Below are 22,393 nucleotides of genomic sequence, written 5' to 3'. Positions count from 1 at the left end.
TATAGCGTTTGATGCTTGTAAATCACTAAACGGTATATAAAAGCGTTACAGCTCCGCACCGAGTTATAAATACACTGGTCGTCAATAAGGCGAAAGCCTGAAGGAATGACTCAGTGATAAGGTGCAGAATGAAACAAAACCGGGTTAAAAATCTCGTGCTGAAAGGTTGGCTGGCGGCTGCGCTGTTGGCGAGCGGCGCCGCGTCGGCGGCGGAATTGCTGAACAGCTCTTATGACGTTTCCCGTGAATTGTTCGTCGCGCTGAATCCCGGCTTTGAACAGCAGTGGAATCAACAGCATCCGAACGACAAGTTGACCATCAAACAATCGCACGCCGGCTCGTCGAAGCAGGCGCTGGCGATCCTGCAGGGCCTGCGGGCCGACGTGGTGACCTACAACCAGGTCACCGACGTGCAGATCCTGCACGATCGCGGGCAGCTGATCCCGGCTGACTGGCAGGCGCGCCTGCCGAACAACAGCTCGCCGTTCTATTCCACCATGGCGTTTCTGGTGCGCAAGGACAACCCGAAGGGTATCCACACCTGGAACGATCTGGTGCGCGACGACGTGAAACTGGTGTTCCCGAACCCGAAAACCTCCGGCAACGGCCGTTACACCTATCTGGCCGCCTGGGGCGCCGCCAGCCAGGCTGACGGCAACGATGCGGCCAAGACCCGCGCCTTCATGACCCGCTTCCTGAAAAATGTGCTGGTGTTCGATACCGGCGGCCGCGGCGCGACCACCACCTTCGTCGAGCGCGGTTTGGGCGACGTGCTGATCAGCTTCGAGTCCGAAGTGAACAATATCCGCAAGCAATACGGTGAAGACAAGTACGAAGTGATCGTGCCGCCGGTCGATATTCTGGCGGAGTTCCCGGTGGCCTGGGTCGACAAAAATGTAGAGCGCAACGGCACCGAGCAGGCGGCCAAAGCCTATCTGAACTACCTCTACAGCCCGGCGGCACAGCAGGTGATCACCAGCTTCTACTACCGCGTCTATGACCAGAAAGCGATGGCTGCCGCGAAGGGGCAATTCCCGGACACCCAACTGTTCCGGGTGGAAGACCAGTTCGGCGGCTGGCCGCAGGTGATGAAAACCCACTTCGCCACCGGCGGCGAGCTGGATCAGCTGTTAGCGGCAGGGCGCAAGTAAATGTTGGCGTTGTCGTCCAGTAAGCGGGTGCTGCCCGGATTTGGCCTCAGCCTCGGCAGCAGCCTGTTTTATACCTGTTTGATCTTGCTGCTGCCGCTCAGTGCGCTGGTGATGCAGCTGGCGCAGATGAACCTGGCGCAGTACTGGGAAGTGATTTCCAACCCGCAGGTGGTGGCGGCGTACAAAGTGACGCTGTTGGCCGCCGGCGTCGCCAGCCTGTTCAACGCGGTGTTCGGCATGCTGATGGCCTGGATCTTGACGCGCTACCGTTTTCCCGGCCGTTCGCTGCTGGACGGCCTGATCGATTTGCCGTTCGCGCTGCCGACGGCGGTGGCCGGCCTGACGCTGGCCGGTCTGTTTTCCACCACGGGCTGGTACGGTCAGTGGCTGGCGCACTTTGACATTAAGGTCACCTTCACCTGGCTTGGGATCGCGGTGGCGATGGCGTTCACCAGCCTGCCGTTTGTGGTGCGCACCGTGCAGCCGGTTTTGGAAGAGCTGGGGCCGGAGTACGAAGAGGCGGCCGAGACGCTGGGCGCCACGCGCTGGCAGAGTTTTCGCCGCGTCGTGCTGCCTGAAGTGGCGCCGGCGCTGCTGGCCGGCACCGCCATTTCCTTTACCCGCAGCCTGGGCGAGTTTGGCGCGGTGATTTTCATCGCCGGCAACATCGCCTGGAAGACGGAAGTGACCTCGCTGATGATTTTTGTGCGTTTGCAGGAGTTCGACTACCCGGCGGCCAGCGCCATCGCCTCGGTGATCTGGCGGCATCGCTGCTGCTGCTGTTCAGCATTAACGTCTTGCAAAGCCGCTTCGGCAGACGTTTGGGAGGAGGGCACTGATGGCTGATATTTCCGCCTTCAACGGCGCCGAGCGCCCGCGCGTCAACTGGGGCAAGTGGACGCTGATCGCTATCGGTACGCTGTTTTCGGCGCTGCTGCTGGTGGTGCCGATGATGTCGATTTTCGCCGAGGCCTTTTCCAAAGGATTCGGCGCGATGTGGAGCAATTTGCTCGATCCGGACATGCTGCACGCCATCTGGCTGACGGTCTTGATCGCGCTGATCACCGTGCCGTTCAACCTGGTGTTCGGCACGTTGCTGGCGTGGCTGGTGACGCGTTTCACCTTCCCCGGCCGCCAGCTGCTGCTGACGCTGATCGACATCCCGTTCGCCGTTTCACCGGTGGTGGCGGGGCTGATTTATCTGCTGTTTTACGGCAGCAACGGCCTGCTGGGCGGCTGGCTGGATGCGCATAACATCCAGATCATGTTCTCCTGGCCGGGCATGGTGCTGGTGACCATCTTCGTCACCTGTCCTTTCGTGGTGCGCGAGCTGGTGCCGATGATGCTCAGCCAGGGCAGCCAGGAAGATGAGGCCGCCATTCTGCTGGGGGCGTCCGGTTGGCAGATGTTCCGCCGCGTGACGCTGCCCAACATTCGCTGGGCGTTGCTGTACGGCGTGGTGCTGACCAACGCGCGCGCCATCGGCGAGTTCGGCGCGGTGTCGGTGGTGTCCGGTTCGATTCGCGGCGAAACCTACAGTTTGCCGCTGCAGGTCGAGCTGTTGCAGCAGGATTACAACACCGTCGGCGCTTTTACCGCTGCCGCGCTGCTGACCCTGATGGCGATCGTTACCCTATTTTTGAAGAGCGCGCTGCAGTGGCGTCTGGAACGTCAAAATGCGCGTCTTGAGCGGGAGGAAAATCATGAGCATTGAGATTAACGGCATCAACAAGTACTTCGGTCGCACCAAGGTATTGAACGATATCTCGCTCGATATTGCTTCCGGCGAGATGGTGGCGCTGCTTGGGCCATCCGGTTCCGGCAAGACCACGCTGCTGCGCATCATCGCCGGGCTGGAAAGCCAGAGCGGCGGCAAGCTGGGTTTTCACGGCACCGACGTCAGCCACATGCATGCGCGCGACAGACGTGTCGGCTTCGTGTTTCAGCACTATGCGCTGTTCCGCCACATGACGGTGTTCGACAATATCGCCTTTGGCCTGACCGTGCTGCCGCGCCGCGAGCGGCCGAACGCTGCGGCGATCAAACAGAAAGTCACTCAGTTGCTGGACATGGTGCAGCTTGGCCATTTGGCCAATCGCTACCCGTCGCAGCTGTCCGGCGGCCAGAAACAACGCGTGGCGCTGGCGCGCGCCCTGGCGGTGGAACCGCAAATTCTGCTGCTGGACGAGCCGTTTGGCGCGCTGGATGCGCAGGTGCGTAAAGAGCTGCGTCGCTGGCTGCGCCAGCTGCACGAAGAGCTGAAGTTCACCAGCGTATTCGTCACCCACGATCAGGAAGAGGCGATGGAAGTGGCCGACCGCATCGTGGTGATGAGCCAGGGCAATATTGAACAGGTTGGCTCGCCGGAGGAGATTATGCGCGAGCCGGCCAGCCGTTTCGTGCTGGAGTTTATGGGGGAAGTGAACCGTCTGAACGGCGAAATTCGCGGCTCCCAGCTGTTCGTCGGCGCGCACCAGTGGCCGCTGTCGTTCCAGCCGATGCACCAGGGCAGCGTCGATCTGTTCCTGCGCCCGTGGGAAATGGAAGTGGCGACCGAGAGCAGCGAGCGCTGCCCACTGCCGGTTCAGGTATTGGAAGTCAGCCCGCGCGGCCATTTCTGGCAACTGACGGTGCAGCCGATCGGCTGGCATCAGGAACCGATAAGCATAGTGTTGCCGGAAGGCAACGCCACGCCGGTGCGCGGCGGCCGTTATTACGTCGGCAGCCTCAATGCGCGGCTGTATGCCGGCGATCAACTGCTGCAACCTGTTGCGTTAGCCAAAAGCGCCTGATAGGTTTTAGCCGTCCTTTTCTTCAAGGCAACCCCGGGGTTGCCTTTTTACTTTACGCACACCAACACACAGGCAAAGATCGTGACAACGCTCGAACAATGCATCGGGAATACCCCGCTGGTACAACTGCAACGGCTGGCCGCCCAGGCGGGCAGCGAGGTATGGGTCAAACTGGAAGGCAATAACCCGGCGGGATCGGTGAAGGATCGCGCCGCGTTGGCGATGATCCAGCAGGCGGAGCTGCGCGGGGAGATCAAGCCCGGCGACGTGCTGATCGAGGCTACCAGCGGCAACACCGGCATTGCACTGGCGATGATCGCTGCATTGAAAGGCTATGCGCTGAAGCTGCTGATGCCGGAGAACATGAGCCTGGAGCGGCAGGCGGCGATGCGCGCCTACGGCGCGGAACTGATCCTGGTCAGCCGTGAGCAGGGGATGGAAGGGGCGCGCGATCTGGCGCTGGAGATGCAGCGCCAGGGGCAGGGCAAGGTGCTGGATCAGTTTAACAATCTCGACAATCCCTATGCCCACTTCACCACCACCGGCCCGGAGATCTGGCGCCAGACCGAAGGGCGCATCACGCACTTCGTTTCCAGCATGGGCACCACCGGCACCATTACCGGCGTGGGCGGTTATCTGAAAAGCCAGAACCCGCAGGTGCAGATCGTCGGCCTGCAGCCTGCGGAGGGCAGCAGCATCCCCGGCATTCGCCGTTGGTCGCCCGCTTACCTGCCGGGGATTTTCCGCCCGGAGCTGGTGGATCAGGTGTTGGATATCGAACAGGGCGATGCCGAGCAGACCATGCGCCAGTTGGCGCAGCGTGAAGGCATTTTCTGCGGCGTCAGCTCCGGCGGTGCCGTAGCCGGCGCCTTGCGCATCGCGGCGGCCCATCCTGGCAGCGTGGTGGTGGCGATCGTCTGCGATCGCGGCGACCGTTACCTCTCTACCGGCGTGTTCGACTGATCGCTCCTTCCCGGCGGTGTGTTCCGTCGGGAGAATCTTTCCCACTTTCCCACTTTCCTTCCGACAGACGGCAGCCCCGCTTGCGTGGTAGCTGCCGCTTGCTCGTGCGCCAATGCCATGACTGAAGTAGAGAAATTGCGCGGCAGCGACCACAATAACGGTGGCGAGACGCAAAGAGCGATGTGTAAGGATTGAGTAAAACCGGCTGCGGGCCGGCGGAATTGGCGGGAAAATAACGAAAATCGGTGAAGGAGCAAGGCATGAAAATTTTACTGGTCGACGATGACCTGGAGCTTGGCACCATGCTGAGCGAATACCTGACGGGCGAAGGCTTCGACGCCACGCTGGTGCTGACCGGCAAGGCGGGGGTTGAGGGCGCGCTGTCGGGCGACTATACCGCGATGATCCTCGACATCATGCTGCCGGACATGAGCGGCATCGACGTGCTGCGCGATGTGCGTAAAAAGAGCCGGCTGCCGATCATCATGCTGACCGCCAAAGGCGACAACATCGATCGGGTGATTGGCCTGGAGATGGGCGCTGACGATTACATGCCCAAACCGTGCTACCCGCGCGAATTGGTGGCGCGTCTGCGCGCGGTGCTGCGCCGTTTCGAAGAGCGGCCGCAAGAGGCGGACGAGGAGGCCGCCATCAGCTTCGGCGAGCTGACGCTGAACCCTTCAACCCGCAGCAGCGAATGGCGCGGTAAGGCGTTTGATCTGACCGCTTCGGAATTCAATCTGTTGGAGCTGTTGCTGCGCGCGCCGGATCGCGTGGTATCGAAGGACGAACTGTCCGAGAAGGGGCTGGGGCGCCCGCGCGAGGCCTATGATCGCAGCGTGGACGTGCATATCAGCAATATCCGCCAGAAGCTGAGCGCGCTGGCCGGCAGTAAGCTCAGCATCGAGACGGTGCGCAGCATCGGCTATCGCATTCGGTAACCTGACATGCGTGGAAGACTGTTCTGGAAAATTTTACTCGGCTTTTGGCTGACCTTTCTCATCATGACGCAGGCGCTGTGGGTGGCGTTTTCTCTCTATGGCGATCGCTATGTGCCGCCGGAGAACGCCATGGCGCGGCGGGTCATCGGCCTGCAGCTGACCTCGGCCGCCGCTCAGTTGCGCCGCGGCGGCATGCCGGCGCTGGAAGCCTTGATGCGCGACTGGCCCGAGGACGATCGGCGTCTGCTGTCGGTGACGCCAATGACCCAACCGCCGCCTGCACCGGAAGAATCGGTGTTTGAAGGGCGGCGGATGCCGAAAGCGATTTCCGCCTGGGTGCAGACCGGGGAAGGGCAGGGTTACTGGCTGAGCTATGACGTGCGCGGGCTGCGGGAAGAGTATCGGCCGGAGCGGCGTTCCCACTTCTTCAACATTCCTGCGCCGATGCTGTGGGTCGGCGGGCTGGGCGGTTTGCTGTTCAGCGCCGTGCTGGCCTGGAACCTGACCCGGCCGATGCGTCAGCTGCGTGGCGGCCTGGATCGGGTGGCGCAGGGCGATCTCTCGGTGCGGCTGTTTCCGACGATGCGGCGCCGCCATGACGAGCTGTCCGACGTGGCGCGCGATTTCGACACTATGGCCGAACGCCTGGAGCTGTTGGTCAGCGCCCGCGAGCAGCTGTTGCACGACGTCTCGCACGAGCTGCGTTCACCGCTGGCGCGCCTGCAGCTGGCGATCGGACTGGCGCGACAGAATGCCGGCAACGTCGAAACCTCACTCAAGCGCATCGAACATGAGTCGGGGCGGCTGGACAAAATGATCGGCGAGCTGCTGGCGCTGTCGCGTACCGAACACAGCAGCCTGCCGGACGAAGAGTATTTCGATCTGTACGGCCTGGTGGATGCGGTGGTGAGCGATGCGCGCTACGAGGCGCAGGTGCCCGGCGTGGATATCGTGCTGCAGGCCGAATCGGAAGTGGAGTATACCGTCAAGGGCAATGCGGAGCTGATGCGGCGCGCGGTGGACAACATCGTGCGCAATGCGCTGCGCTTTTCCATCCACGGGCAGCGGGTGACGGTGGCGCTGTCGCGCGTCGATAACCAGTTCCAGATCGCCGTCAGCGATCAGGGGCCGGGGGTCGAAGAGGCGAAGCTGTCGAGCATCTTCGATCCGTTCGTGCGCGTGAAGTCGGCGCAGTCGGGCAAGGGCTACGGCCTGGGGCTGGCGATTACCCGCAAGGTGGTGTTGGCGCACGGTGGCCAGGTTGAGGCGCGCAACGGCGACAAAGAGGGGCTGGTCATTACCCTGCGTATCCCGCGCTGGCAATAATAGACTATCTTACTTGCCATTTTGAACTAGGGCAGTGCTCGCCTTCGTCACGTACTGCGTGTACGCTCCGAAGGTTGCGCGCTGTCCATGTTCAAACTGCCTGCGCCGATAACGTCTATTATCCGCGGCATACCCAAAGGATTTCGAATTGCAGCTAGGCGGCAAGCGGGGGAATCCCCGGGAGCTTACTCCGGTAAGTGACCGGGGTGAGCACGTGCGGCCAACAACGCTGCAGTTCGAAAGACGAAGGGGATAAAAAAACGGCGCCGAGGGCGCCGTTTTTCTTGCTCATCCGCGATTACTTCTTGATGCGGATGATCGGGGTTTCGCCAACGGTCACGCTGCCCGACAGTTTGATCAACTCTTTGATCTCGTCCATGTTGGAGATAACGACCGGCGTCAGGGTAGACTTGGCTTTCTCTTCCAGCAATGGCAGGTTGAACTCGATAACGACGTCGCCTTTCTTGACGCGCTGGCCTTCTTCGGCGATGCGTTTGAAGCCTTCGCCTTTCAGTTCTACGGTATCGATGCCGAAGTGGACGAACAGCTCAATGCCGCTGTCGGATTCGATAGAGAATGCATGGTTGGTTTCGAAAATCTTGCCGATGGTGCCGTCAACCGGAGCAACCATTTTGTTGCCGGCCGGTTTGATGGCGATACCGTCGCCAACGATTTTTTCAGCGAACACTACGTCCGGCACATCTTCGATATTGACGATTTCGCCAGAAAGGGGAGCGACGATCTCGATAGTGCCCGTGTCTTTCTTGTCATCAGAAACCAGAGATTTCAGTTTATCGAACAAACCCATGATCTTCTCCTAAGCATTAAATTGGGCGGCGTTCCAGTGTCGTGGAAGTTTAGCAGAGCGTTTTTTCTTCGATGAATTTATTGACGCAATTCATCAGGTCTTGTGCCGTTGGCTGTGCCAAGGCCTGCGCTGCCAACGCCTTCACATCTTCGAAATTCGTGTTACGAATAATTTTCTTGATGCGCGGGATTGAAATCGCACTCATGCTGAACTCATCCAGCCCCATGCCCAATAACAACAGTGTAGCACGCTCATCGCCAGCCAGTTCGCCGCACATGCCGGTCCACTTGCCTTCCGCGTGAGATGCATCAATAACCTGTTTGATCAGGCCAAGCACTGATGGGGACATCGGGTTATAGAGATGAGAAATCAGCTCGTTGCCGCGATCTACCGCCAGAGTATACTGGGTTAGATCGTTTGTCCCAATACTAAAGAAGTCGACTTCTTTCGCCAGGTGGTGAGCGATGACCGCCGCAGCCGGTGTTTCCACCATCACGCCCACTTCGATGCTCTCGTCAAACGCCTTGCCTTCTTCGCGCAGTTGCGCCTTCAGCGTCTCGATTTCGCCTTTCAGATCGCGCACTTCTTCCACGGAGATGATCATCGGGAACATGATGCGCAGTTTGCCGAACGCCGAGGCGCGCAGGATGGCGCGCAGCTGGGCGTGCAGGATTTCACGGCGGTCCATCGCGATGCGGATGGCGCGCCAGCCGAGGAACGGGTTCTCTTCCTTCGGCAGGTTCATGTACGGCAGGTCTTTGTCGCCGCCGATGTCCATGGTGCGGACGATCACAGCCTGCGAGCCCATGGCTTCCGCCACGGCTTTATAAGCCTGGAACTGCTCGTCTTCGGTCGGCAGCGAGTCGCGGTCCATGAACAGGAATTCGGTACGATACAGGCCGACGCCTTCCGCGCCGTTGCGCTCTGCACCCGCGACGTCGCGCACGGTGCCGATGTTGGCGCAGACTTCAACCTGATGGCCGTCCAGCGTAATCGCCGGCAGGTCCTTCAGCTTGGCCAGATCGTTTTTCTCGGTGATGTATTGGTTCTGGGCGGCTTTCAGCTGATCGATCACATCAGCGGTCGGGTTAACGTAAATTTTGTTGTTAACCGCATCCAGAATCAGGTAGTCGTCGTTCTTCACCTGCTTGGTCACGTCGCTGGTGCCGACGATCGCCGGCAGCTCCAGGGAGCGCGCCATGATAGAGGTGTGGGAGGTGCGGCCGCCGAGATCGGTGATGAAGCCCAGCACTTTGTCCAGGTTCAGCTGCGCGGTCTCGGACGGGGTCAGATCGGTGGCCACCAGGATCACTTCGTCCTGAATGGAACCCAGATCGACGATCGGCATGCCCAGAATGTTCTGCAGCAGGCGTTTGCCGATGTCGCGCACGTCGGCGGCGCGTTCTTTCAGGTATTCGTCGTCCAGCTCTTCCAGCGCTTTCGCCTGACCTTCGATCACGGTGTAGGCGGCGGCGTCTGCGGAGGCCAGATCGTCTTTGATTAGGGCTATGATTTCCTGCTCAAGCTCTTCGTCTTCCAGCAACATGATGTGGCCTTCGAAGATAGCTTCCTTCTCTTCGCCGAAGGTTTCGCCAGCTTTGGTCTTGATCGCTTCCAGCTGTTCGGACGCTTTCGCGCGGCCAGCCAGAAAACGCGAGACTTCCTGCTCTACTTGATCAGCAGAGATTTTCTTCCGGTTGATGACGATGTCGTCTTCTTTCAGCAAGAGAGCCTTACCAAAAGCGATGCCCGGTGATACTAAAATGCCTGAAATCATAACCCTACCTTACTCTTGACTGGTGTTAACTAAAAAGACGGGCCGATTACTCAAGCTCTGCCATCAGTTTTACCAAGTGCTCAACGGCTTTCTGCTCGTCTTCACCTTCAGCTGAGATGGTCACTACGGTCCCTTGAGTCAGCCCCAGAGTTTGCAGTTTGAACAGGCTTTTAGCGCTGGCGCTTTTGCCGTTGGAGGTCACGGTGATGTCAGACGTGAAGCCTTTGGCTTCTTTAACGAACTGAGCGGCAGGGCGAGTATGCAGACCATTCGGAGCGGTAATAGTAACTTCTTGCTGGAACATTGATGTTTCCCCAACTTATTGGATTAATGTTGTGGAGTTAAAGTTTAGCCCAGGGGCCTGACTTTAACTTGTCTGGTTATAGCGCCTGACTATGGACAGGGGCGAACGTTGATGCAACAGAAAACGACGCGTTAGGCACTTCAGATCAAAAAACTCGGCTTTAGACGTCGTTCCAATCCGCTCCCCATTATGCCCGATTCGCCGCGTCGGCGACAGATGAGTAAATCGATTCAGCCTCGACCAGGCTCGGAGAGTGATTAATTTTGCGCATCGAAATAATGCACCGTTAAATACTAAAGGCGACGGGCAAAAGCAATCTTGGACTGCTATAAAGTTTGATCCAGTCCACAAAAAAGCACCCCGCAGGGTGCTTTTTTAGCGATTTGTGCAGTGGCGGAATTACTGCTGCAATTCCTGCTCGGTGAACAGATCGGCGAACAGCGCGGTGCTGAGATAACGTTCGCCGGAAGAGGGCAGGATGACCACAATGGTCTTGTCGGCGAACGCCGGTTCTTCGGCCAGTTTTACCGCCGCTGCGACCGCTGCGCCGGAGGAGATGCCTGCCAGGATGCCTTCTTCGTCCATCAGGCGGCGTGCCATGCTGATGGCTTCGTCGTTGGAGATTTTTTCGACGCGATCCACCAGGTCAAGATCGAGGTTGCCCGGTATGAAGCCGGCGCCGATGCCCTGGATCTTGTGCGGGCCCGGTTTCAGCTCTTCACCGGCCAGTGCCTGGCTGATGACCGGCGAGTCGGTCGGCTCGACCGCCACGGTGGTGATGGCCTTGCCTTTGGTGTTCTTGATGTAGCGGCTGACGCCGGTCAATGTGCCGCCGGTGCCGACGCCGGAGATGAACACGTCGACTTCCCCATCGGTGTCTTCCCAGATTTCCGGGCCGGTGGTTTTTTCATGGATGGCCGGGTTGGCCGGGTTGCTGAATTGTTGCAGGATCAGGTAACGGTTTGGATCGGTGGCGACGATCTCCTCCGCTTTGGCGATGGCGCCTTTCATGCCTTTCGCCCCTTCGGTCAGCACCAGATTGGCGCCCAGTGCCTTGAGCAGCTTGCGGCGTTCGATGCTCATGGTTTCCGGCATGGTCAGCGTCAGCTTGTAACCGCGCGCGGCGGCGACGAAGGCCAGCGCGATGCCGGTGTTGCCGCTGGTCGGCTCCACCAGTTCCTTGCCGGCGGTCAGCACACCGCGTTGTTCCGCATCCCAAATCATATTGGCACCGATGCGGCATTTGACGCTGAAGCTCGGGTTGCGTGATTCAACCTTGGCCAGAATGCGTCCGTTGCCGATACGGTTCAGACGAACCAGCGGCGTATGGCCGATTGTTAATGAGTTGTCTTCATATATCTTGCTCATAGCCCGTCCTTTAACTCTATGAAAATGTGGGGAACATCGAAAGCATACGCTAACAGTACCGGCAGGGAAGTAAAGAATTGGTATATCTATATGTTATTAGGAAATAAGTTTTAAGCACAATGATAAGGGCGCGAAATGCGCGCCCTGTCGAAAATTTCCGCGCTGTCGGCGGCAAAAAACGGCGGTTATCGGACGAATTGCGAGCGGTAGCGATCGACCCACATCGCGGTGGCGCCGCAGACGGCGACCGGCAGGATCACCAGGTTGAGGATCGGGATCATGGTGAACAGGCTGACCAGCGCGCCGAACTGCAGGTTGTCGGTTTTGTGCTGGCGCAGTGCGCGGCGCATGTCGGCAAAGCTCACCTTGTGGTTATCGAACGGATAGTCGCAATACTGAATCGCCAGCATCCAGGCGCTGAACAGGAACCACAGCACCGGCGCCACCGTCTGGCCGATGCCGGGCACGAAGTACAGCGCCAGCAGCAGCAGCGCGCGCGGCAGGTAATACATCAGTTTGCGCCATTCGCGCGCCATGATGCGCGGCAGATCTTTGGCGATGCCGAGCAGGCCGGTGTCCGGCAGCGGTTTGCCGGTCAGGCTGCCTTCGAGCTGTTCGGCCAGCAGACCGCAGAACGGCGCGGCGATCAGATTGGTGATGGTGCTGAACAGATAGCTGAACACCAGCAGCACCGAAATGACCGCCAGCGGCCACAGCAGGTAGCTCAACCATTGCAGCCAGTCGGGAACGTGGCTCATCATCGCCGGGATCCAGTCGCCGAGGCGGCTGAACAGCCACCAGAAAGCGGAACCCATCAGCAGCACGTTGACCAGCAACGGCAGGACCACATAGCGTTTAATCCCCGGGCGTGAAATCAGGCGCCAGCCTTCGGCGAAATAGTGAATGCCGCTGGTCGATCGGGGAGGGGGCTGCGTATAGGACATATCTTAAGTTATCTCGTTGTCTGAACAGGCATCATTATCATATAGGGATGATTTTCCACTGGCTAGGGTAGGGTTGGCTGAAAAACCAGCAGAAAAAGGCAGTATAATCATCTTTATTGGCATAAAGTTCAGCACGGACTTGCACTTGTGTGCGCGGGCAAATAGAGTTAAAGAGTGAATGTTTGCCGCGGTGGCAATGTATTGGAACAACAGAGATAGCAATGATGCAGGATTTGCGTCTGATATTAATCGTTGTTGGCGCGATCGCCATAATAGCGCTGTTATTGCACGGTCTGTGGACCAGTCGCAAAGAACGGTCAGCGCTCTTCCGCGATCGCCCAGCCAAACGTTCCCAAAAGGAACGTGAACAAACTCCGATCGACGATCTCGAAGAAGGCGTCGGTGAGGTGCGCGTACGCGCCGCTCACCCGCAAGACGAGCCGTCATTCGGCCATTTCGATGCCGCACGCGAAGAACCCGTGGCCGCGCCGAAGCCCGCTCCGGCGGCTGCGCCTGCGCCCCGCGCCGTTCAGCCGGCCGCTCATCAGACGCCGCCTCCGCTGTCTCAGCGGCCGGAGTATGATGACATCCTGCTGAACAACTACGCGCCGGACGAAGAACCGGCCGAGCCGCAGCAATCGCAACCGGCCGCGCGCCGCGAGCCGCGCGTTGACGATCTGCCGCATGAACATGAGGCGCCGCTGGCGGCGGAACCGGCATTCCACGCCGAACCCGCCCCTGTGCAGCCCGCGCCGGAAGTCAAGCCTGCGTCGGAACCTGCACCGCAGCCGCAACAGCCGGCCGCTGCGCCAGTTCAGGCTAAACTGAAAGAGACCGTGCTGGTGCTGCATGTCGCGGCCCATCAGGGCGGCGTGATCGGCGGCGAAGTGCTGCTGCAGAGCGTGTTGCAAGCGGGCTTCCAGTTTGGCGAGATGGGCATCTTCCACCGCCATATCAGCCCGGCCGGCAGCGGCCCGGTGCTGTTCAGCCTGGCGAACATGGTCAAGCCGGGGTCGTTCGATCCTGACATGATGTCCGACTTCTCCACGCCGGGCGTGTCGATGTTCATGATGGTGCCGTCTTACGGCGACGCCAATCAGAACTTCAAGCTGATGCTGCAGTCGGCGCAGCGCATCGCCGACGACGTGGGCGGCGTGGTGCTGGACGACGAGCGCCGCATGATGACGCCGCAGAAGCTGGAAACCTACAAAGCGCGTATCCGTGAAGTGTTGGAAAACAACGCCTGACCGGGTTGCCGCGCGCACTGAACATCCGTAACAACAAAGCCCCCGCTAGCCGGGGGTTTTTTATCTTTGATGGTGAGCCATGGAATCGATAATCCAACAAATCAATCAACTACGAGCCACACTGCGCCATCATGAATACCAGTATCATGTACTGGATGCGCCGGAAGTGCCGGATGCGGAATATGACCGCCTGATGCGCGAACTGCGCGAGCTGGAGAGCGCGCATCCGGAACTGATCACCGCCGATTCACCGACCCAGCGCGTGGGCGCGGCGCCGCTGGCGGCGTTCGACCAGGTGCGTCACGAAGTGCCGATGCTGTCGCTGGACAACGTATTCGACGAAGAAAGCTTCCTGGCGTTTTACAAGCGCGTGCAGGACAGGCTCAAAAGCAGCGATCCGCTGACCTTCTGCTGCGAACTGAAGCTGGATGGCCTGGCGGTCAGCCTGCTGTATGAAGACGGCGAACTGGTGCGCGCGGCGACGCGCGGCGACGGCACCACCGGCGAGAACATCACTACCAACGTGCGCACCATTCGCGCCATCCCGCTGCGCCTGACCGGCGACAATATCCCGCGCCGGCTGGAAGTGCGCGGCGAAGTGTTCATGCCGCAGGCCGGTTTTGAACAGATGAACGAAGAGGCGCGGCGCAAAGACGGCAAGGTATTCGCCAACCCGCGCAACGCCGCCGCTGGCTCGCTGCGCCAGCTCGATCCGCGCATTACCGCCAAACGCCCGCTGACCTTCTTCTGCTACGGCGTCGGCCTGCTGGAAGGCGGCGAGCTGCCGCGCAGCCACTTTGAGCGCCTGATGCAGTTCAAGGCCTGGGGCCTGCCGGTCAGCGATCGCGCCCAGCGCCGCACCGGCAGCGAGGAAGTGCTGGCGTTTTATCGCCAGGTCGAGCAGGACCGCGCACAGCTCGGTTTCGACATCGACGGCGTAGTGATCAAGATTGACGATATCGATCTGCAGGAAACGCTGGGCTTCGTGGCGCGTGCGCCGCGCTGGGCGACGGCGTTCAAATTCCCGGCGCAGGAGCAGATCACCGTGGTGCGCGAAGTGGAGTTTCAGGTTGGCCGCACCGGCGCGATTACGCCGGTGGCCCGCCTTGAGCCGGTGCTGGTGGCCGGGGTGACCGTCAGCAATGCGACCTTGCACAACGCCGATGAAATTGAGCGGTTGGGGCTGCGCATCGGCGATACGGTGATCGTGCGCCGCGCCGGCGACGTGATCCCGCAGGTGGTGGGGGTGCTGGAAGACCGTCGGCCGCAGGATGCGCGCGAAGTGGTGTTCCCGCTGCACTGTCCGGTGTGCGGCTCCGACGTTGAGCGCGTGGAAGGCGAAGCCGTGGCGCGCTGCACCGGCGGGCTGATCTGCGGCGCGCAGCGCAAAGAGGCGTTGAAGCACTTCGTTTCCCGTCGCGCGCTGGACGTCGAGGGCATGGGTGACAAGATCATCGAGCAGCTGGTGGACAAGGAGTACGTGAAGAACCCGGCCGATCTGTTCCGCCTGTCCGCCGGCATTCTGACCGGTCTGGATCGCATGGGGCCGAAATCGGCGCAGAATCTGGTCAACGCGTTGGAGAAATCCAAGCAGACCACCTTCGCCCGTTTCCTGTATGCGCTCGGCATTCGCGAGGTCGGTGAAGCGACCGCCGCCAACCTGGCTGCGCATTTCGGTTCGCTGGAGAAGCTGTTCACCGCCGATATCGAGGCGCTGAAAGAAGTGCCGGACGTCGGCGAAGTGGTGGCCAAACACACCCGCAATTTCCTCGATGAAGCGCTCAATCAGCAGGTGATCAACGAGCTGGTGGGCGCCGAGATCGGCATCCGCTGGCCGGCGCCGGTGGTGGTGGTAGCGGAAGAGATAGACAGCCCGTTCGCCGGCAAAACCGTGGTGCTGACCGGCTCGCTGAGCCAGCTGTCGCGTGACGAAGCCAAAGATCGCCTGACGGCGTTGGGTGCCAAGGTCAGCGGCAGCGTGTCGAAGAAAACCGATCTGGTGATCGCCGGCGAGGCGGCCGGCTCCAAGCTGGCGAAGGCGCAGGAGCTGGGTATCGCCGTGATCGACGAAGCGGAAATGATCCGCCTGCTGGGTGACTGATGGAAAAGGAAAACCTGCTGGAGATCGCCAACACCGTGATGCCGTTCGGCAAGTACCAGGGGCGGGTGCTGATCGACCTGCCCGAAGAGTACCTGCTGTGGTTCGCCCGTAAGGGCGAATTCCCCAAAGGCAAGCTCGGCATGCTGATGGAGATGACGCTGGCGATTAAAATCGAAGGGCTTGACCACCTGGTCAAGCCGCTGAAGAAAAGCTGATCTGACGGGCCTCGGCCCGTCTTTTTTTACTCGCGCGACGCCTGCGCGTTGGGCACCGCCTGCTGCGTCTGCTGCTTGCGTTGATACCTTTTGGCCAGCACTGCGCAGGTCATCAACTGCACCTGATGAAACACCATCAGCGGCAGCACCATGATCCCCACCGTCGCCGCCGGGAACAGGATATTGGCCATCGGAATGCCGTTCGCCAGGCTCTTCTTCGATCCGCAGAACACGATGGTGATTTCGTCCGCTTTGCTGAACCCCAGCCAGCGCGCCATGTAAGTGTTCACCACCAGCACGATCGCCAGCAGCACGATGCTGCCGCCGACGATAAATGCCAGTGAGCCCATCCCTACCTGATGCCAGATGCCGTGCGTCACCGCCTCGCTGAAGGCGGCGTACACCACCAGCAGAATCGAGGTCTGGTCGGTTTTGCCGATAAGCGGGCGATGGCGCTCGATCCAACCGCCGATCAGCGGCCGCAGCAGGTGGCCGGCGACGAACGGCACCAGCAGCTGCAGCACGATCGAGCCCACCTGCCGCAGGCTGCCGGTATCGCCGTGCACGTTCATCAGCAGGCCGACCAACAGCGGCGACACGAAGATCCCCAGCAGGCTGGAGGCGGAGGCGCTGCACACCGCCGCCGCCACGTTGCCGCCCGCCAGCGAGGTGAAGGCGATGGCTGACTGCACGGTGGCGGGCAGGATGCACAGGTAGATGAAACCGGCGTACAGCTCAGGGCTGACGTCGATCGGCGCCCACCAGGCGAACAGCATCCCCAGCGCCGGAAAAATGATGAAGGTGCTGAACATCACCCACAGATGCAGCCGCCAGTTGTTGCTGCCGGCCAGGATGGCCTCGCGCGACAGCTTGGCGCCGTGCATGAAGAACAGCAGGGCGATGGCGGCGATGGTCAGGGCGTTGAGCCAGCCGACGAACTCGCCGCGCGCCGGCAGGAACGACGCCAGCAGCACGGTGGCGATCAGCGTCAGGGTAAAACGATCGGGCAGGAATCTCATGGCGATGCGCTCGGGTAGAAAATCGATGGGGCTATTCTCCCGCGCGGGGATATAATAATTAAATTGATTTATTTAATTCATCTATGAATAAAACACATGAATTACTCACTCAAACAGCTGCGGGTGTTCGTCGTTGTCGCCCGCCACGGCAGCTTCAGCCGCGCCGGCGAGGCGATCGGCCTGACGCAATCGGCGGTCAGCCACAGCGTGAAAGAGCTGGAGGCGGAGGTCGGCGTGCGTTTGCTGGATCGCACCACGCGTGAAGTGGTGTTGACCGACGCCGGCCTGCGGCTGGCCAACCGGGTTGAACGGTTGCTGGACGAACTGCAGGCTGCTTTGCTGGATGCGCGCAGCTTTGGCGTACAGCGCAGCGGCACGGTGCGGGTGGCGACGAGCCAGACCATTTCCGCCCATCTGATGCCGCAGTGCATCGCCGCCGGCGAGCGCCAATACCCGGAGATCCGCATCATGCTGCGCGATCAGGCGCAGCAGCAGGTGCTGCACAGCGTGCGTAACGCCGAGGTGGATTTCGGCATCGTGGTCGATCCGGTGCAAGCGGTGGATCTGGAGTGCGAAGCGGTGCTGCATGAACCGTTCCTGTTGCTGTGCCGCGACGATCACCCGTTTGCTGCGCAGCAGGCGGTGCGTTGGTCGGCATTGAACGGCTGCCGTCTGGTGCTGCAGGATTATGCGTCGGGCAGCCGGCCGCTGATCGACAGCGCGCTGAGGCAGCAGGGGGTCGAAGCGCAGGTGGTGCAGGAAATCGGCCATCCGGCGACGCTGTTCCCGATGGTGGCGGAGGGGATCGGCATCAGCATTTTCCCGGCGTTGGCGCTGCCGCTGCCGGAAGGGGGGCGGCTTCGGGTACGGCGGCTGGTGCCGGAAATTAACCGCGCGCTGATGCTGGTGCGGCGCAAGAACCGCTCGCTGACGCCGGCGGCGGAGGCCATCTGGCAGGTGGCGCGTCAGCAGGCGGCGCTGCTGCAACAGCGCCGGCGGGAAAACGCGGAATATTGACTCAGATATAGACGTCCACCGCGTTGAGCGGCGTTGGGCGGTTTACGCCGTCGCCGGCTCGCGCCGCGGCTTTTTCCATTTGCTCCTGCTGCTGCTTTTCCATTTCTTCTTTCTGGATGCGCGCGATCTCGGCTTGTAACATCTTGATCTGCGCTTCGATCAGCTGTTTCTGCTTTTCGATTTCCTTAGGATCGGCGTCGGAGTCCTTCAGTTCCACCAGCTTTTGCTGCAGCGCCTGAATCTGCCGGTTCAGCGCCTTGATGCGCGCCGAGGCGCGGCTTTCGTTGAGATTAACCGGTTCGTCATTGCCGTTGGCGCGTTCGTTTTTCTCCATCTTGCCGCCTTGCGGCTGGTTGTTGACCGGCTTGGCCATCAGCAATTCGCCCTGATGGCCCGGCGCGCTGAAGACGTTGCTGACGCCGGGGACGGTATTCTTGATCGGTACGATCATGGTGATGGTGGTCGACATGGTTGCTCTCCCTGAGTCTGGATCTCGCTGTTCAGGGTATCGGCAGCGGCGGCTAAATCTTTACCTGCCGCAGACGCGGCCAGCGCAGCAGCCAGCCTTTGTCGACCACGCGCTGGGCATAGGCCGCGCGATCGCCGTTTTTCGCGTTGAAGGTGATGGTGTCGTCGAACAGCGCCGCGAGCCCGAAGGGGGCCACCAGCGTGATGCTGTCGTCGGCGTTCAGGCGCGCGCCGATCGCCGTTTCCACTTCGGTCCAGAAGCTGATGGCCTCTTCGCTGTCGCGGTAAGGCGCCCGGCCGCCGCGCAGGTGCATCCGCGCCTGGTTCTTGACCGACCAAGGCCGCGGCAGCCACTGTTGCAGCCGCGCCTCCAGCATGCGATCGCGCTCAGCGTCCGCACGCTCCGCATCGAAGTGGATCACGTCGATATCGTTGAGCGGCGTGGGCTCCGTATAGCCATGGCGCCGATCCCACACCAGATTGCGCACAAAGCCGGCGCCAAGGCACCAGTCATTCAGGCCGAGCCGGCGCACGGTGCGCAGGGCGGCCATGCGTGCGTTATCCTGTTGCAGCCAGTTGATAATTTGACGTTGCGGATCCATCACCCCTCCTGTTTTCGCGGCTACTGTAACCCGAAGCGGCAACGGGTGAAATGGGGGGATGCGCGATGGCGGCGATAGCAGGCAAATTAATTTTCTTGCTTCACTGACTACACTTGGTGCAGGGCTGTTATCTCGTCACCCGGGGCAAGGGAGGGGGCTATGTATCAGGCAACGGTGGGCCAACGCGGCTATCGCTTTGGCGATCTGCGTCAACTGATGGCGAAAGCTTCGCCGGCGCGTTCCGGCGATTATCTGGCGGAGGTGGCGGCGGAAAGCGCCGAAGAGCGCATGGCGGCGCGCATCGCGCTGGCGGATGTGCCGCTCAAGGCGTTCCTGCAGCAGGCGCTGGTGCCGTACGAACAGGACGAGGTGACGCGCCTGATCATCGACAGCCACGACGCCGCCGCCTTTGAGCCCATCTCGCACCTCACGGTCGGCGATTTTCGCGACTGGCTGCTGAGCGAGCAGGCGGACAGCGCCATGCTGGCGCAGGTGGCCGCCGGCATTACGCCGGAGATGGCGGCGGCGGTAAGCAAGATCATGCGCAATCAGGATCTGATCCTGGTGGCGAAGAAATGCCGAGTGGTGACGCGCTTTCGCAACACGATCGGTCTGCCGGGCCACCTCAGCGTGCGGCTGCAGCCCAATCACCCGACCGACAGCCTGCAGGGCATCGCCGCCAGCATGCTGGACGGTCTGCTGTACGGCAGCGGCGACGCGGTGGTCGGCATCAACCCGGCCAGCGACAGCCTGCCGCTGCTGGAAAAGCTCAACTATATGCTGGACGAGGTGATCCAGCGCTTCGCCATTCCCACCCAATCCTGCGTGCTGACCCATGTGACCAACACGCTGCGGCTGATGGAGCGCGGCGCGCCGGTGGATCTGGTGTTTCAGTCGATCGCCGGCACCGAGACGGCCAACCGTGGTTTCGGCATCAGCCTGGCGCTGCTGGCGGAGGCGCAGCAGGCGGCGCTGAGCCTTAGGCGCGGCACATTGGGCGATAACGTGATGTATTTCGAAACCGGGCAGGGCAGTTGCCTGTCGGCCAACGCGCATCACGGCGTCGATCAGCAGACCTGCGAGGCGCGCGCCTATGCGGTGGCGCGCCATTTCTCGCCGCTGCTGATCAACACCGTGGTGGGGTTTATCGGCCCCGAATACCTGTATGACGGCAAGCAAATTATCCGCGCCGGGCTGGAGGACCACTTCTGCGGCAAGCTGCTCGGCCTGCCGCTGGGCTGCGACGTCTGCTACACCAACCATGCCGAAGCCGATCAGGACGACATGGACACGCTGCTGACGCTGTTGGCCGCCGCCGGGTTGACGTTCCTGATCGGCGTGCCGGGCGCGGACGACATCATGCTCAACTACCAAAGCACCTCGTTCCATGACGCGCTCTATATCCGCGAGCTGCTGGGGCTGAAGCATGCGCCGGAGTTCGCCGCCTGGCTGGCGGCGATGAACATCACCGACGAACGCGGGCGGCTGCGCGACGCCGCCGCCAATCACCCGTTGTTGCTGGCGCTGCAGGGAGAACGGACATGAGCAAACCGGTTCACGTCAACAGTTGGAACGCGCTGCGCGCCTTTACCGACGCGCGCATCGCGCTGGGGCGCACCGGCGCCAGCCTGCCGACCGACGAGCTGCTGCGCTTCGGCCTGGCCCATGCCCAGGCGCGCGACGCGGTGCATCAGCCTTTCGACAGCGAGCGGCTGGCGGCGGATTTGCACGAGGCCGGTTGGCCCACGCTGGCGGTGCACAGCCAGGCCGCCGACCGCGCCGCCTACCTGCGCCGACCGGATCTGGGGCGGCGATTGGCGCCGGACAGCCGCAGCCTGCTGCTCGGCTTACCATCGCGCCGTGTCGATCTGCTGCTGGTGGTGGCGGACGGCCTCTCCTCCAAGGCGGTGCACCGTCAGGCGCTGCCGCTGCTGCAGGCGCTGCGACCTTATCTCGATACGCTGGGATTGAGCGTGACGCCGGTGGTGCTGGCGCATCAGGCGCGGGTGGCGCTGGGGGATGAGATCGGCGAATGCCTGCAGGCCCGGGCGGTGGCGGTGCTGATCGGCGAACGGCCGGGGCTGTCGTCGCCGGACAGCCTGGGCATTTATTTAACCTGGGAGCCGAATGCGCGCAGAACGGACGCCGAGCGTAACTGCATCTCCAACGTGCGGCCGGAGGGGCTGGATTACCCGCAGGCGGCGTTCCGTCTGGCCTGGTTGCTGGAGCAGGCGTTCCAGCGGCGGCTGAGCGGCATCGAGCTGAAGGACGAGAGCGACAATCCGGCGCTGCACAACCGGGTGACACCGCTTTACCCCCAATTGGGCGGCTGACCGAGGGTTTGCTGCAGCAGGGCGGTGAAGGCCGCCAGCCGGGCGGACACCTTCGCCATCGGGCGCAGCAGATAGATGCCTTGCTGCTCATGGCGCGGATCTTCGAGCATCTGAACCAGTTGCCCATTCTGCACGTCTGGCCCCACCACCCAGTTGGGCAGAAAGGCGATGCCGAGGCCGAGCAGCGCCGCCTGGCGCTGCGCGGTGAAGTCGTCGCAGCGCAGCGCCATGGTGCAGCGGCTCATCAGCGCCGCGTCGAGGATCTGCGCCCAGCAGGCCGGCTGCTGTTTGTGGTAGCGGGCGATCAGCCGATGCTGCGGCAACGCTTCCAGATCGCTCGGCAGGCCATAGCGGGCGACGTAGGCGGGGCTGGCGCACATCACCCAGCGTTGCGTGGCGATACGGCTGGCGTATAGCGCGCTGTCCTTCTGTTCGCCGATGCGGAGGGCGGCGTCCAGCCGTTCCTGGGTCGGATCGGTCTGGTGTTCGGTCAGATCGAGATCGACAGACAGCTGCGGATGGCGTTCCGCCAGCGTCGGCAGCAGCGGCAGCACATAGGTTTTGCCGAAGGTCGGCAGGCAGCTGATGCGCAGCGTGCCCTGCGGCGTTTCGTTTAACGCGCTCAGCTCGGCGTGAATACCGGTAATGTCCGCCATCAGCGCGGCGGCGCGCGTTAGCAGCAGCTCGCCGGCGTCGGTCAGCAGCAGCCCACGGGTGGAGCGGACGAACAGCGCGGCGCCGAGCGCGCTTTCCAATGCGTCGATATGGCGCACCAGCGAGGAGGGCACCATGCCCAGCCGGCGAGCGGCGGCGGAAAAGCTGCCCAGGCGGGCCACGTCGAGAAAGATCGGCAGATGTTCAACATAACGGGCGTCATTCATTTTTGCATTATATGCAAAAGCGTTTCTTATGAATACCCGCTTCTCTGTCGGCGGCGCTGCGGCTACTCTGGCTGCGGGTTGACGGCGGGCTTCAACGCCGCCGCATCCCGGCCGTATAGAGAAAAAACGCATAAAC

Annotated in this window: 21 protein-coding genes and 1 pseudogene; 13 read left to right on the top strand and 9 right to left on the bottom strand. The window is 61.4% G+C overall.

From position 1 onward, the window contains the following. The first annotated feature begins 128 nt into the window (after positions 1 to 128). The 7 genes and pseudogenes from IT763_RS16885 to IT763_RS16855 all read left to right on the top strand — a co-directional run bounded on the left by IT763_RS16885 (position 129) and on the right by IT763_RS16855 (position 7,173). Complete coding sequence (locus IT763_RS16885) at positions 129 to 1,151, top strand: sulfate ABC transporter substrate-binding protein (RefSeq protein WP_033632428.1); 1,023 nt, start codon at positions 129 to 131, stop codon at positions 1,149 to 1,151. Further along, positions 1,152 to 1,990 (top strand): annotated as a pseudogene (gene cysT, locus IT763_RS16880) (sulfate/thiosulfate ABC transporter permease CysT). Next, positions 1,990 to 2,865: a sulfate/thiosulfate ABC transporter permease CysW gene (cysW, locus tag IT763_RS16875; protein WP_164053723.1), complete on the top strand. Its 876-nt coding sequence runs from the start codon at positions 1,990 to 1,992 to the stop codon at positions 2,863 to 2,865. The pseudogene cysT and the gene cysW overlap by 1 nt, the downstream one beginning before the upstream one ends. After that, positions 2,855 to 3,943, top strand: coding sequence for a sulfate/thiosulfate ABC transporter ATP-binding protein CysA (cysA, locus tag IT763_RS16870; RefSeq protein WP_025303786.1), 1,089 nt, complete (start codon positions 2,855 to 2,857; stop codon positions 3,941 to 3,943). The genes cysW and cysA overlap by 11 nt, the downstream gene beginning before the upstream one ends. An 81-nt stretch (positions 3,944 to 4,024) precedes the next feature. Then, positions 4,025 to 4,906 (top strand): cysteine synthase CysM, encoded by an 882-nt coding sequence (cysM, locus tag IT763_RS16865; RefSeq protein ID WP_028127766.1) that lies wholly within the window; start codon positions 4,025 to 4,027, stop codon positions 4,904 to 4,906. A 260-nt stretch (positions 4,907 to 5,166) separates the two neighbouring features. Further along, entirely contained in the window at positions 5,167 to 5,847 is a 681-nt protein-coding gene (locus IT763_RS16860; RefSeq protein ID WP_016926783.1) for a response regulator transcription factor, read from the top strand. Positions 5,848 to 5,853: 6 nt separating this feature from the next. After that, the gene (locus IT763_RS16855) at positions 5,854 to 7,173 is read left to right on the top strand and encodes an ATP-binding protein (protein ID WP_206194862.1); all 1,320 of its coding nucleotides are present in this window, start codon (positions 5,854 to 5,856) and stop codon (positions 7,171 to 7,173) included. 298 nt (positions 7,174 to 7,471) lie between these two features. Here IT763_RS16855 and crr read toward each other — a convergent pair whose 3' ends face one another. The 5 genes from crr to cysZ all read right to left on the bottom strand — a co-directional run bounded on the left by crr (position 7,472) and on the right by cysZ (position 12,374). Then, positions 7,472 to 7,981 (bottom strand): PTS glucose transporter subunit IIA, encoded by a 510-nt coding sequence (gene crr / locus IT763_RS16850; protein ID WP_004936467.1) that lies wholly within the window; start codon positions 7,979 to 7,981, stop codon positions 7,472 to 7,474. A gap of 49 nt (positions 7,982 to 8,030) precedes the next feature. Then, positions 8,031 to 9,758 carry a phosphoenolpyruvate-protein phosphotransferase PtsI gene (ptsI, locus tag IT763_RS16845; protein ID WP_015378671.1) on the bottom strand — a complete coding sequence of 576 codons (1,728 nt, stop codon included), beginning with the start codon at positions 9,756 to 9,758 and terminating at the stop codon, positions 8,031 to 8,033. A gap of 46 nt (positions 9,759 to 9,804) precedes the next feature. Then, positions 9,805 to 10,062 carry a phosphocarrier protein Hpr gene (ptsH, locus tag IT763_RS16840; RefSeq protein ID WP_004936458.1) on the bottom strand — a complete coding sequence of 86 codons (258 nt, stop codon included), beginning with the start codon at positions 10,060 to 10,062 and terminating at the stop codon, positions 9,805 to 9,807. Positions 10,063 to 10,461: 399 nt separating this feature from the next. Then, complete coding sequence (gene cysK, locus IT763_RS16835; RefSeq protein WP_016926786.1) at positions 10,462 to 11,430, bottom strand: cysteine synthase A; 969 nt, start codon at positions 11,428 to 11,430, stop codon at positions 10,462 to 10,464. Between the two features lie 185 nt (positions 11,431 to 11,615). Beyond that, on the bottom strand, positions 11,616 to 12,374 hold the full coding sequence (cysZ, locus tag IT763_RS16830; RefSeq protein ID WP_033639704.1) for a sulfate transporter CysZ: 759 nt from the start codon (positions 12,372 to 12,374) through the stop codon (positions 11,616 to 11,618). Positions 12,375 to 12,595: 221 nt separating this feature from the next. Here cysZ and zipA point away from each other — a divergent pair, with 221 nt between their 5' ends. The 3 genes from zipA (at position 12,596) to IT763_RS16815 (ending at position 15,937) form a co-directional block, all read left to right on the top strand. Continuing rightward, the gene (gene zipA, locus IT763_RS16825; RefSeq protein ID WP_016926788.1) at positions 12,596 to 13,621 is read left to right on the top strand and encodes a cell division protein ZipA; all 1,026 of its coding nucleotides are present in this window, start codon (positions 12,596 to 12,598) and stop codon (positions 13,619 to 13,621) included. Positions 13,622 to 13,700: 79 nt separating this feature from the next. Continuing rightward, on the top strand, positions 13,701 to 15,722 hold the full coding sequence (ligA, locus tag IT763_RS16820; RefSeq protein ID WP_115436371.1) for an NAD-dependent DNA ligase LigA: 2,022 nt from the start codon (positions 13,701 to 13,703) through the stop codon (positions 15,720 to 15,722). Beyond that, entirely contained in the window at positions 15,722 to 15,937 is a 216-nt protein-coding gene (locus IT763_RS16815) for a DUF3820 family protein (RefSeq protein WP_004936441.1), read from the top strand. The genes ligA and IT763_RS16815 overlap by 1 nt, the downstream gene beginning before the upstream one ends. 26 nt (positions 15,938 to 15,963) lie before the next feature. Here IT763_RS16815 and IT763_RS16810 read toward each other — a convergent pair whose 3' ends face one another. Then, positions 15,964 to 16,956 carry a bile acid:sodium symporter family protein gene (locus tag IT763_RS16810; protein ID WP_206194861.1) on the bottom strand — a complete coding sequence of 331 codons (993 nt, stop codon included), beginning with the start codon at positions 16,954 to 16,956 and terminating at the stop codon, positions 15,964 to 15,966. Positions 16,957 to 17,052: 96 nt separating this feature from the next. On the opposite strand from IT763_RS16810, the gene IT763_RS16805 reads away from it, so the two are divergent. Continuing rightward, on the top strand, positions 17,053 to 17,973 hold the full coding sequence (locus IT763_RS16805; RefSeq protein WP_016926791.1) for a LysR family transcriptional regulator: 921 nt from the start codon (positions 17,053 to 17,055) through the stop codon (positions 17,971 to 17,973). A 1-nt stretch (position 17,974) separates the two neighbouring features. Here the strand turns inward: IT763_RS16805 and IT763_RS16800 are convergent, their stop codons facing one another. Continuing rightward, positions 17,975 to 18,442, bottom strand: a complete 468-nt coding sequence (locus IT763_RS16800) for a FlxA-like family protein (protein WP_016926792.1) — start codon at positions 18,440 to 18,442, stop codon at positions 17,975 to 17,977. 52 nt (positions 18,443 to 18,494) lie between these two features. Continuing rightward, positions 18,495 to 19,043, bottom strand: a complete 549-nt coding sequence (locus tag IT763_RS16795) for a nucleotidyltransferase family protein (protein ID WP_151254461.1) — start codon at positions 19,041 to 19,043, stop codon at positions 18,495 to 18,497. Positions 19,044 to 19,202: 159 nt separating this feature from the next. On the opposite strand from IT763_RS16795, the gene IT763_RS16790 reads away from it, so the two are divergent. Both IT763_RS16790 and eutC read left to right on the top strand, forming a co-directional pair. Beyond that, positions 19,203 to 20,588 carry an ethanolamine ammonia-lyase subunit EutB gene (locus IT763_RS16790; RefSeq protein WP_079450334.1) on the top strand — a complete coding sequence of 462 codons (1,386 nt, stop codon included), beginning with the start codon at positions 19,203 to 19,205 and terminating at the stop codon, positions 20,586 to 20,588. Beyond that, positions 20,585 to 21,376 (top strand): ethanolamine ammonia-lyase subunit EutC, encoded by a 792-nt coding sequence (gene eutC / locus IT763_RS16785; protein ID WP_206194860.1) that lies wholly within the window; start codon positions 20,585 to 20,587, stop codon positions 21,374 to 21,376. The genes IT763_RS16790 and eutC overlap by 4 nt, the downstream gene beginning before the upstream one ends. On the opposite strand, the gene IT763_RS16780 is transcribed toward eutC, so the two are convergent. After that, positions 21,355 to 22,257 (bottom strand): LysR family transcriptional regulator, encoded by a 903-nt coding sequence (locus tag IT763_RS16780; RefSeq protein ID WP_206194859.1) that lies wholly within the window; start codon positions 22,255 to 22,257, stop codon positions 21,355 to 21,357. The two genes, eutC and IT763_RS16780, sit on opposite strands and share 22 nt — an antisense overlap. Positions 22,258 to 22,393 lie beyond the last annotated feature (136 nt).

The organism is Serratia sp. CMO1 (assembly GCF_015689115.1).
Lineage (GTDB): Bacteria > Pseudomonadota > Gammaproteobacteria > Enterobacterales > Enterobacteriaceae > Serratia > Serratia marcescens.
The sequence above is the reverse complement of the archived record's forward strand: the minus strand, read 5'-3'. Positions and strand labels throughout refer to the sequence as shown.

Coding starts and splice junctions, on each gene's coding strand:
- IT763_RS16885 (WP_033632428.1), top strand. CDS start 129: ATGAAACAAAACCGGGTTAAAAATCTCGTGCTGAAAGGTTGGCTGGCG.
- cysW (WP_164053723.1), top strand. CDS start 1,990: ATGGCTGATATTTCCGCCTTCAACGGCGCCGAGCGCCCGCGCGTCAAC.
- cysA (WP_025303786.1), top strand. CDS start 2,855: ATGAGCATTGAGATTAACGGCATCAACAAGTACTTCGGTCGCACCAAG.
- IT763_RS16860 (WP_016926783.1), top strand. CDS start 5,167: ATGAAAATTTTACTGGTCGACGATGACCTGGAGCTTGGCACCATGCTG.
- IT763_RS16855 (WP_206194862.1), top strand. CDS start 5,854: ATGCGTGGAAGACTGTTCTGGAAAATTTTACTCGGCTTTTGGCTGACC.
- crr (WP_004936467.1), bottom strand. CDS start 7,981: ATGGGTTTGTTCGATAAACTGAAATCTCTGGTTTCTGATGACAAGAAA.
- ptsI (WP_015378671.1), bottom strand. CDS start 9,758: ATGATTTCAGGCATTTTAGTATCACCGGGCATCGCTTTTGGTAAGGCT.
- ptsH (WP_004936458.1), bottom strand. CDS start 10,062: ATGTTCCAGCAAGAAGTTACTATTACCGCTCCGAATGGTCTGCATACT.
- cysK (WP_016926786.1), bottom strand. CDS start 11,430: ATGAGCAAGATATATGAAGACAACTCATTAACAATCGGCCATACGCCG.
- cysZ (WP_033639704.1), bottom strand. CDS start 12,374: ATGTCCTATACGCAGCCCCCTCCCCGATCGACCAGCGGCATTCACTAT.
- zipA (WP_016926788.1), top strand. CDS start 12,596: ATGATGCAGGATTTGCGTCTGATATTAATCGTTGTTGGCGCGATCGCC.
- ligA (WP_115436371.1), top strand. CDS start 13,701: ATGGAATCGATAATCCAACAAATCAATCAACTACGAGCCACACTGCGC.
- IT763_RS16815 (WP_004936441.1), top strand. CDS start 15,722: ATGGAAAAGGAAAACCTGCTGGAGATCGCCAACACCGTGATGCCGTTC.
- IT763_RS16810 (WP_206194861.1), bottom strand. CDS start 16,956: ATGAGATTCCTGCCCGATCGTTTTACCCTGACGCTGATCGCCACCGTG.
- IT763_RS16805 (WP_016926791.1), top strand. CDS start 17,053: ATGAATTACTCACTCAAACAGCTGCGGGTGTTCGTCGTTGTCGCCCGC.
- IT763_RS16800 (WP_016926792.1), bottom strand. CDS start 18,442: ATGTCGACCACCATCACCATGATCGTACCGATCAAGAATACCGTCCCC.
- IT763_RS16795 (WP_151254461.1), bottom strand. CDS start 19,043: ATGGATCCGCAACGTCAAATTATCAACTGGCTGCAACAGGATAACGCA.
- IT763_RS16790 (WP_079450334.1), top strand. CDS start 19,203: ATGTATCAGGCAACGGTGGGCCAACGCGGCTATCGCTTTGGCGATCTG.
- eutC (WP_206194860.1), top strand. CDS start 20,585: ATGAGCAAACCGGTTCACGTCAACAGTTGGAACGCGCTGCGCGCCTTT.
- IT763_RS16780 (WP_206194859.1), bottom strand. CDS start 22,257: ATGAATGACGCCCGTTATGTTGAACATCTGCCGATCTTTCTCGACGTG.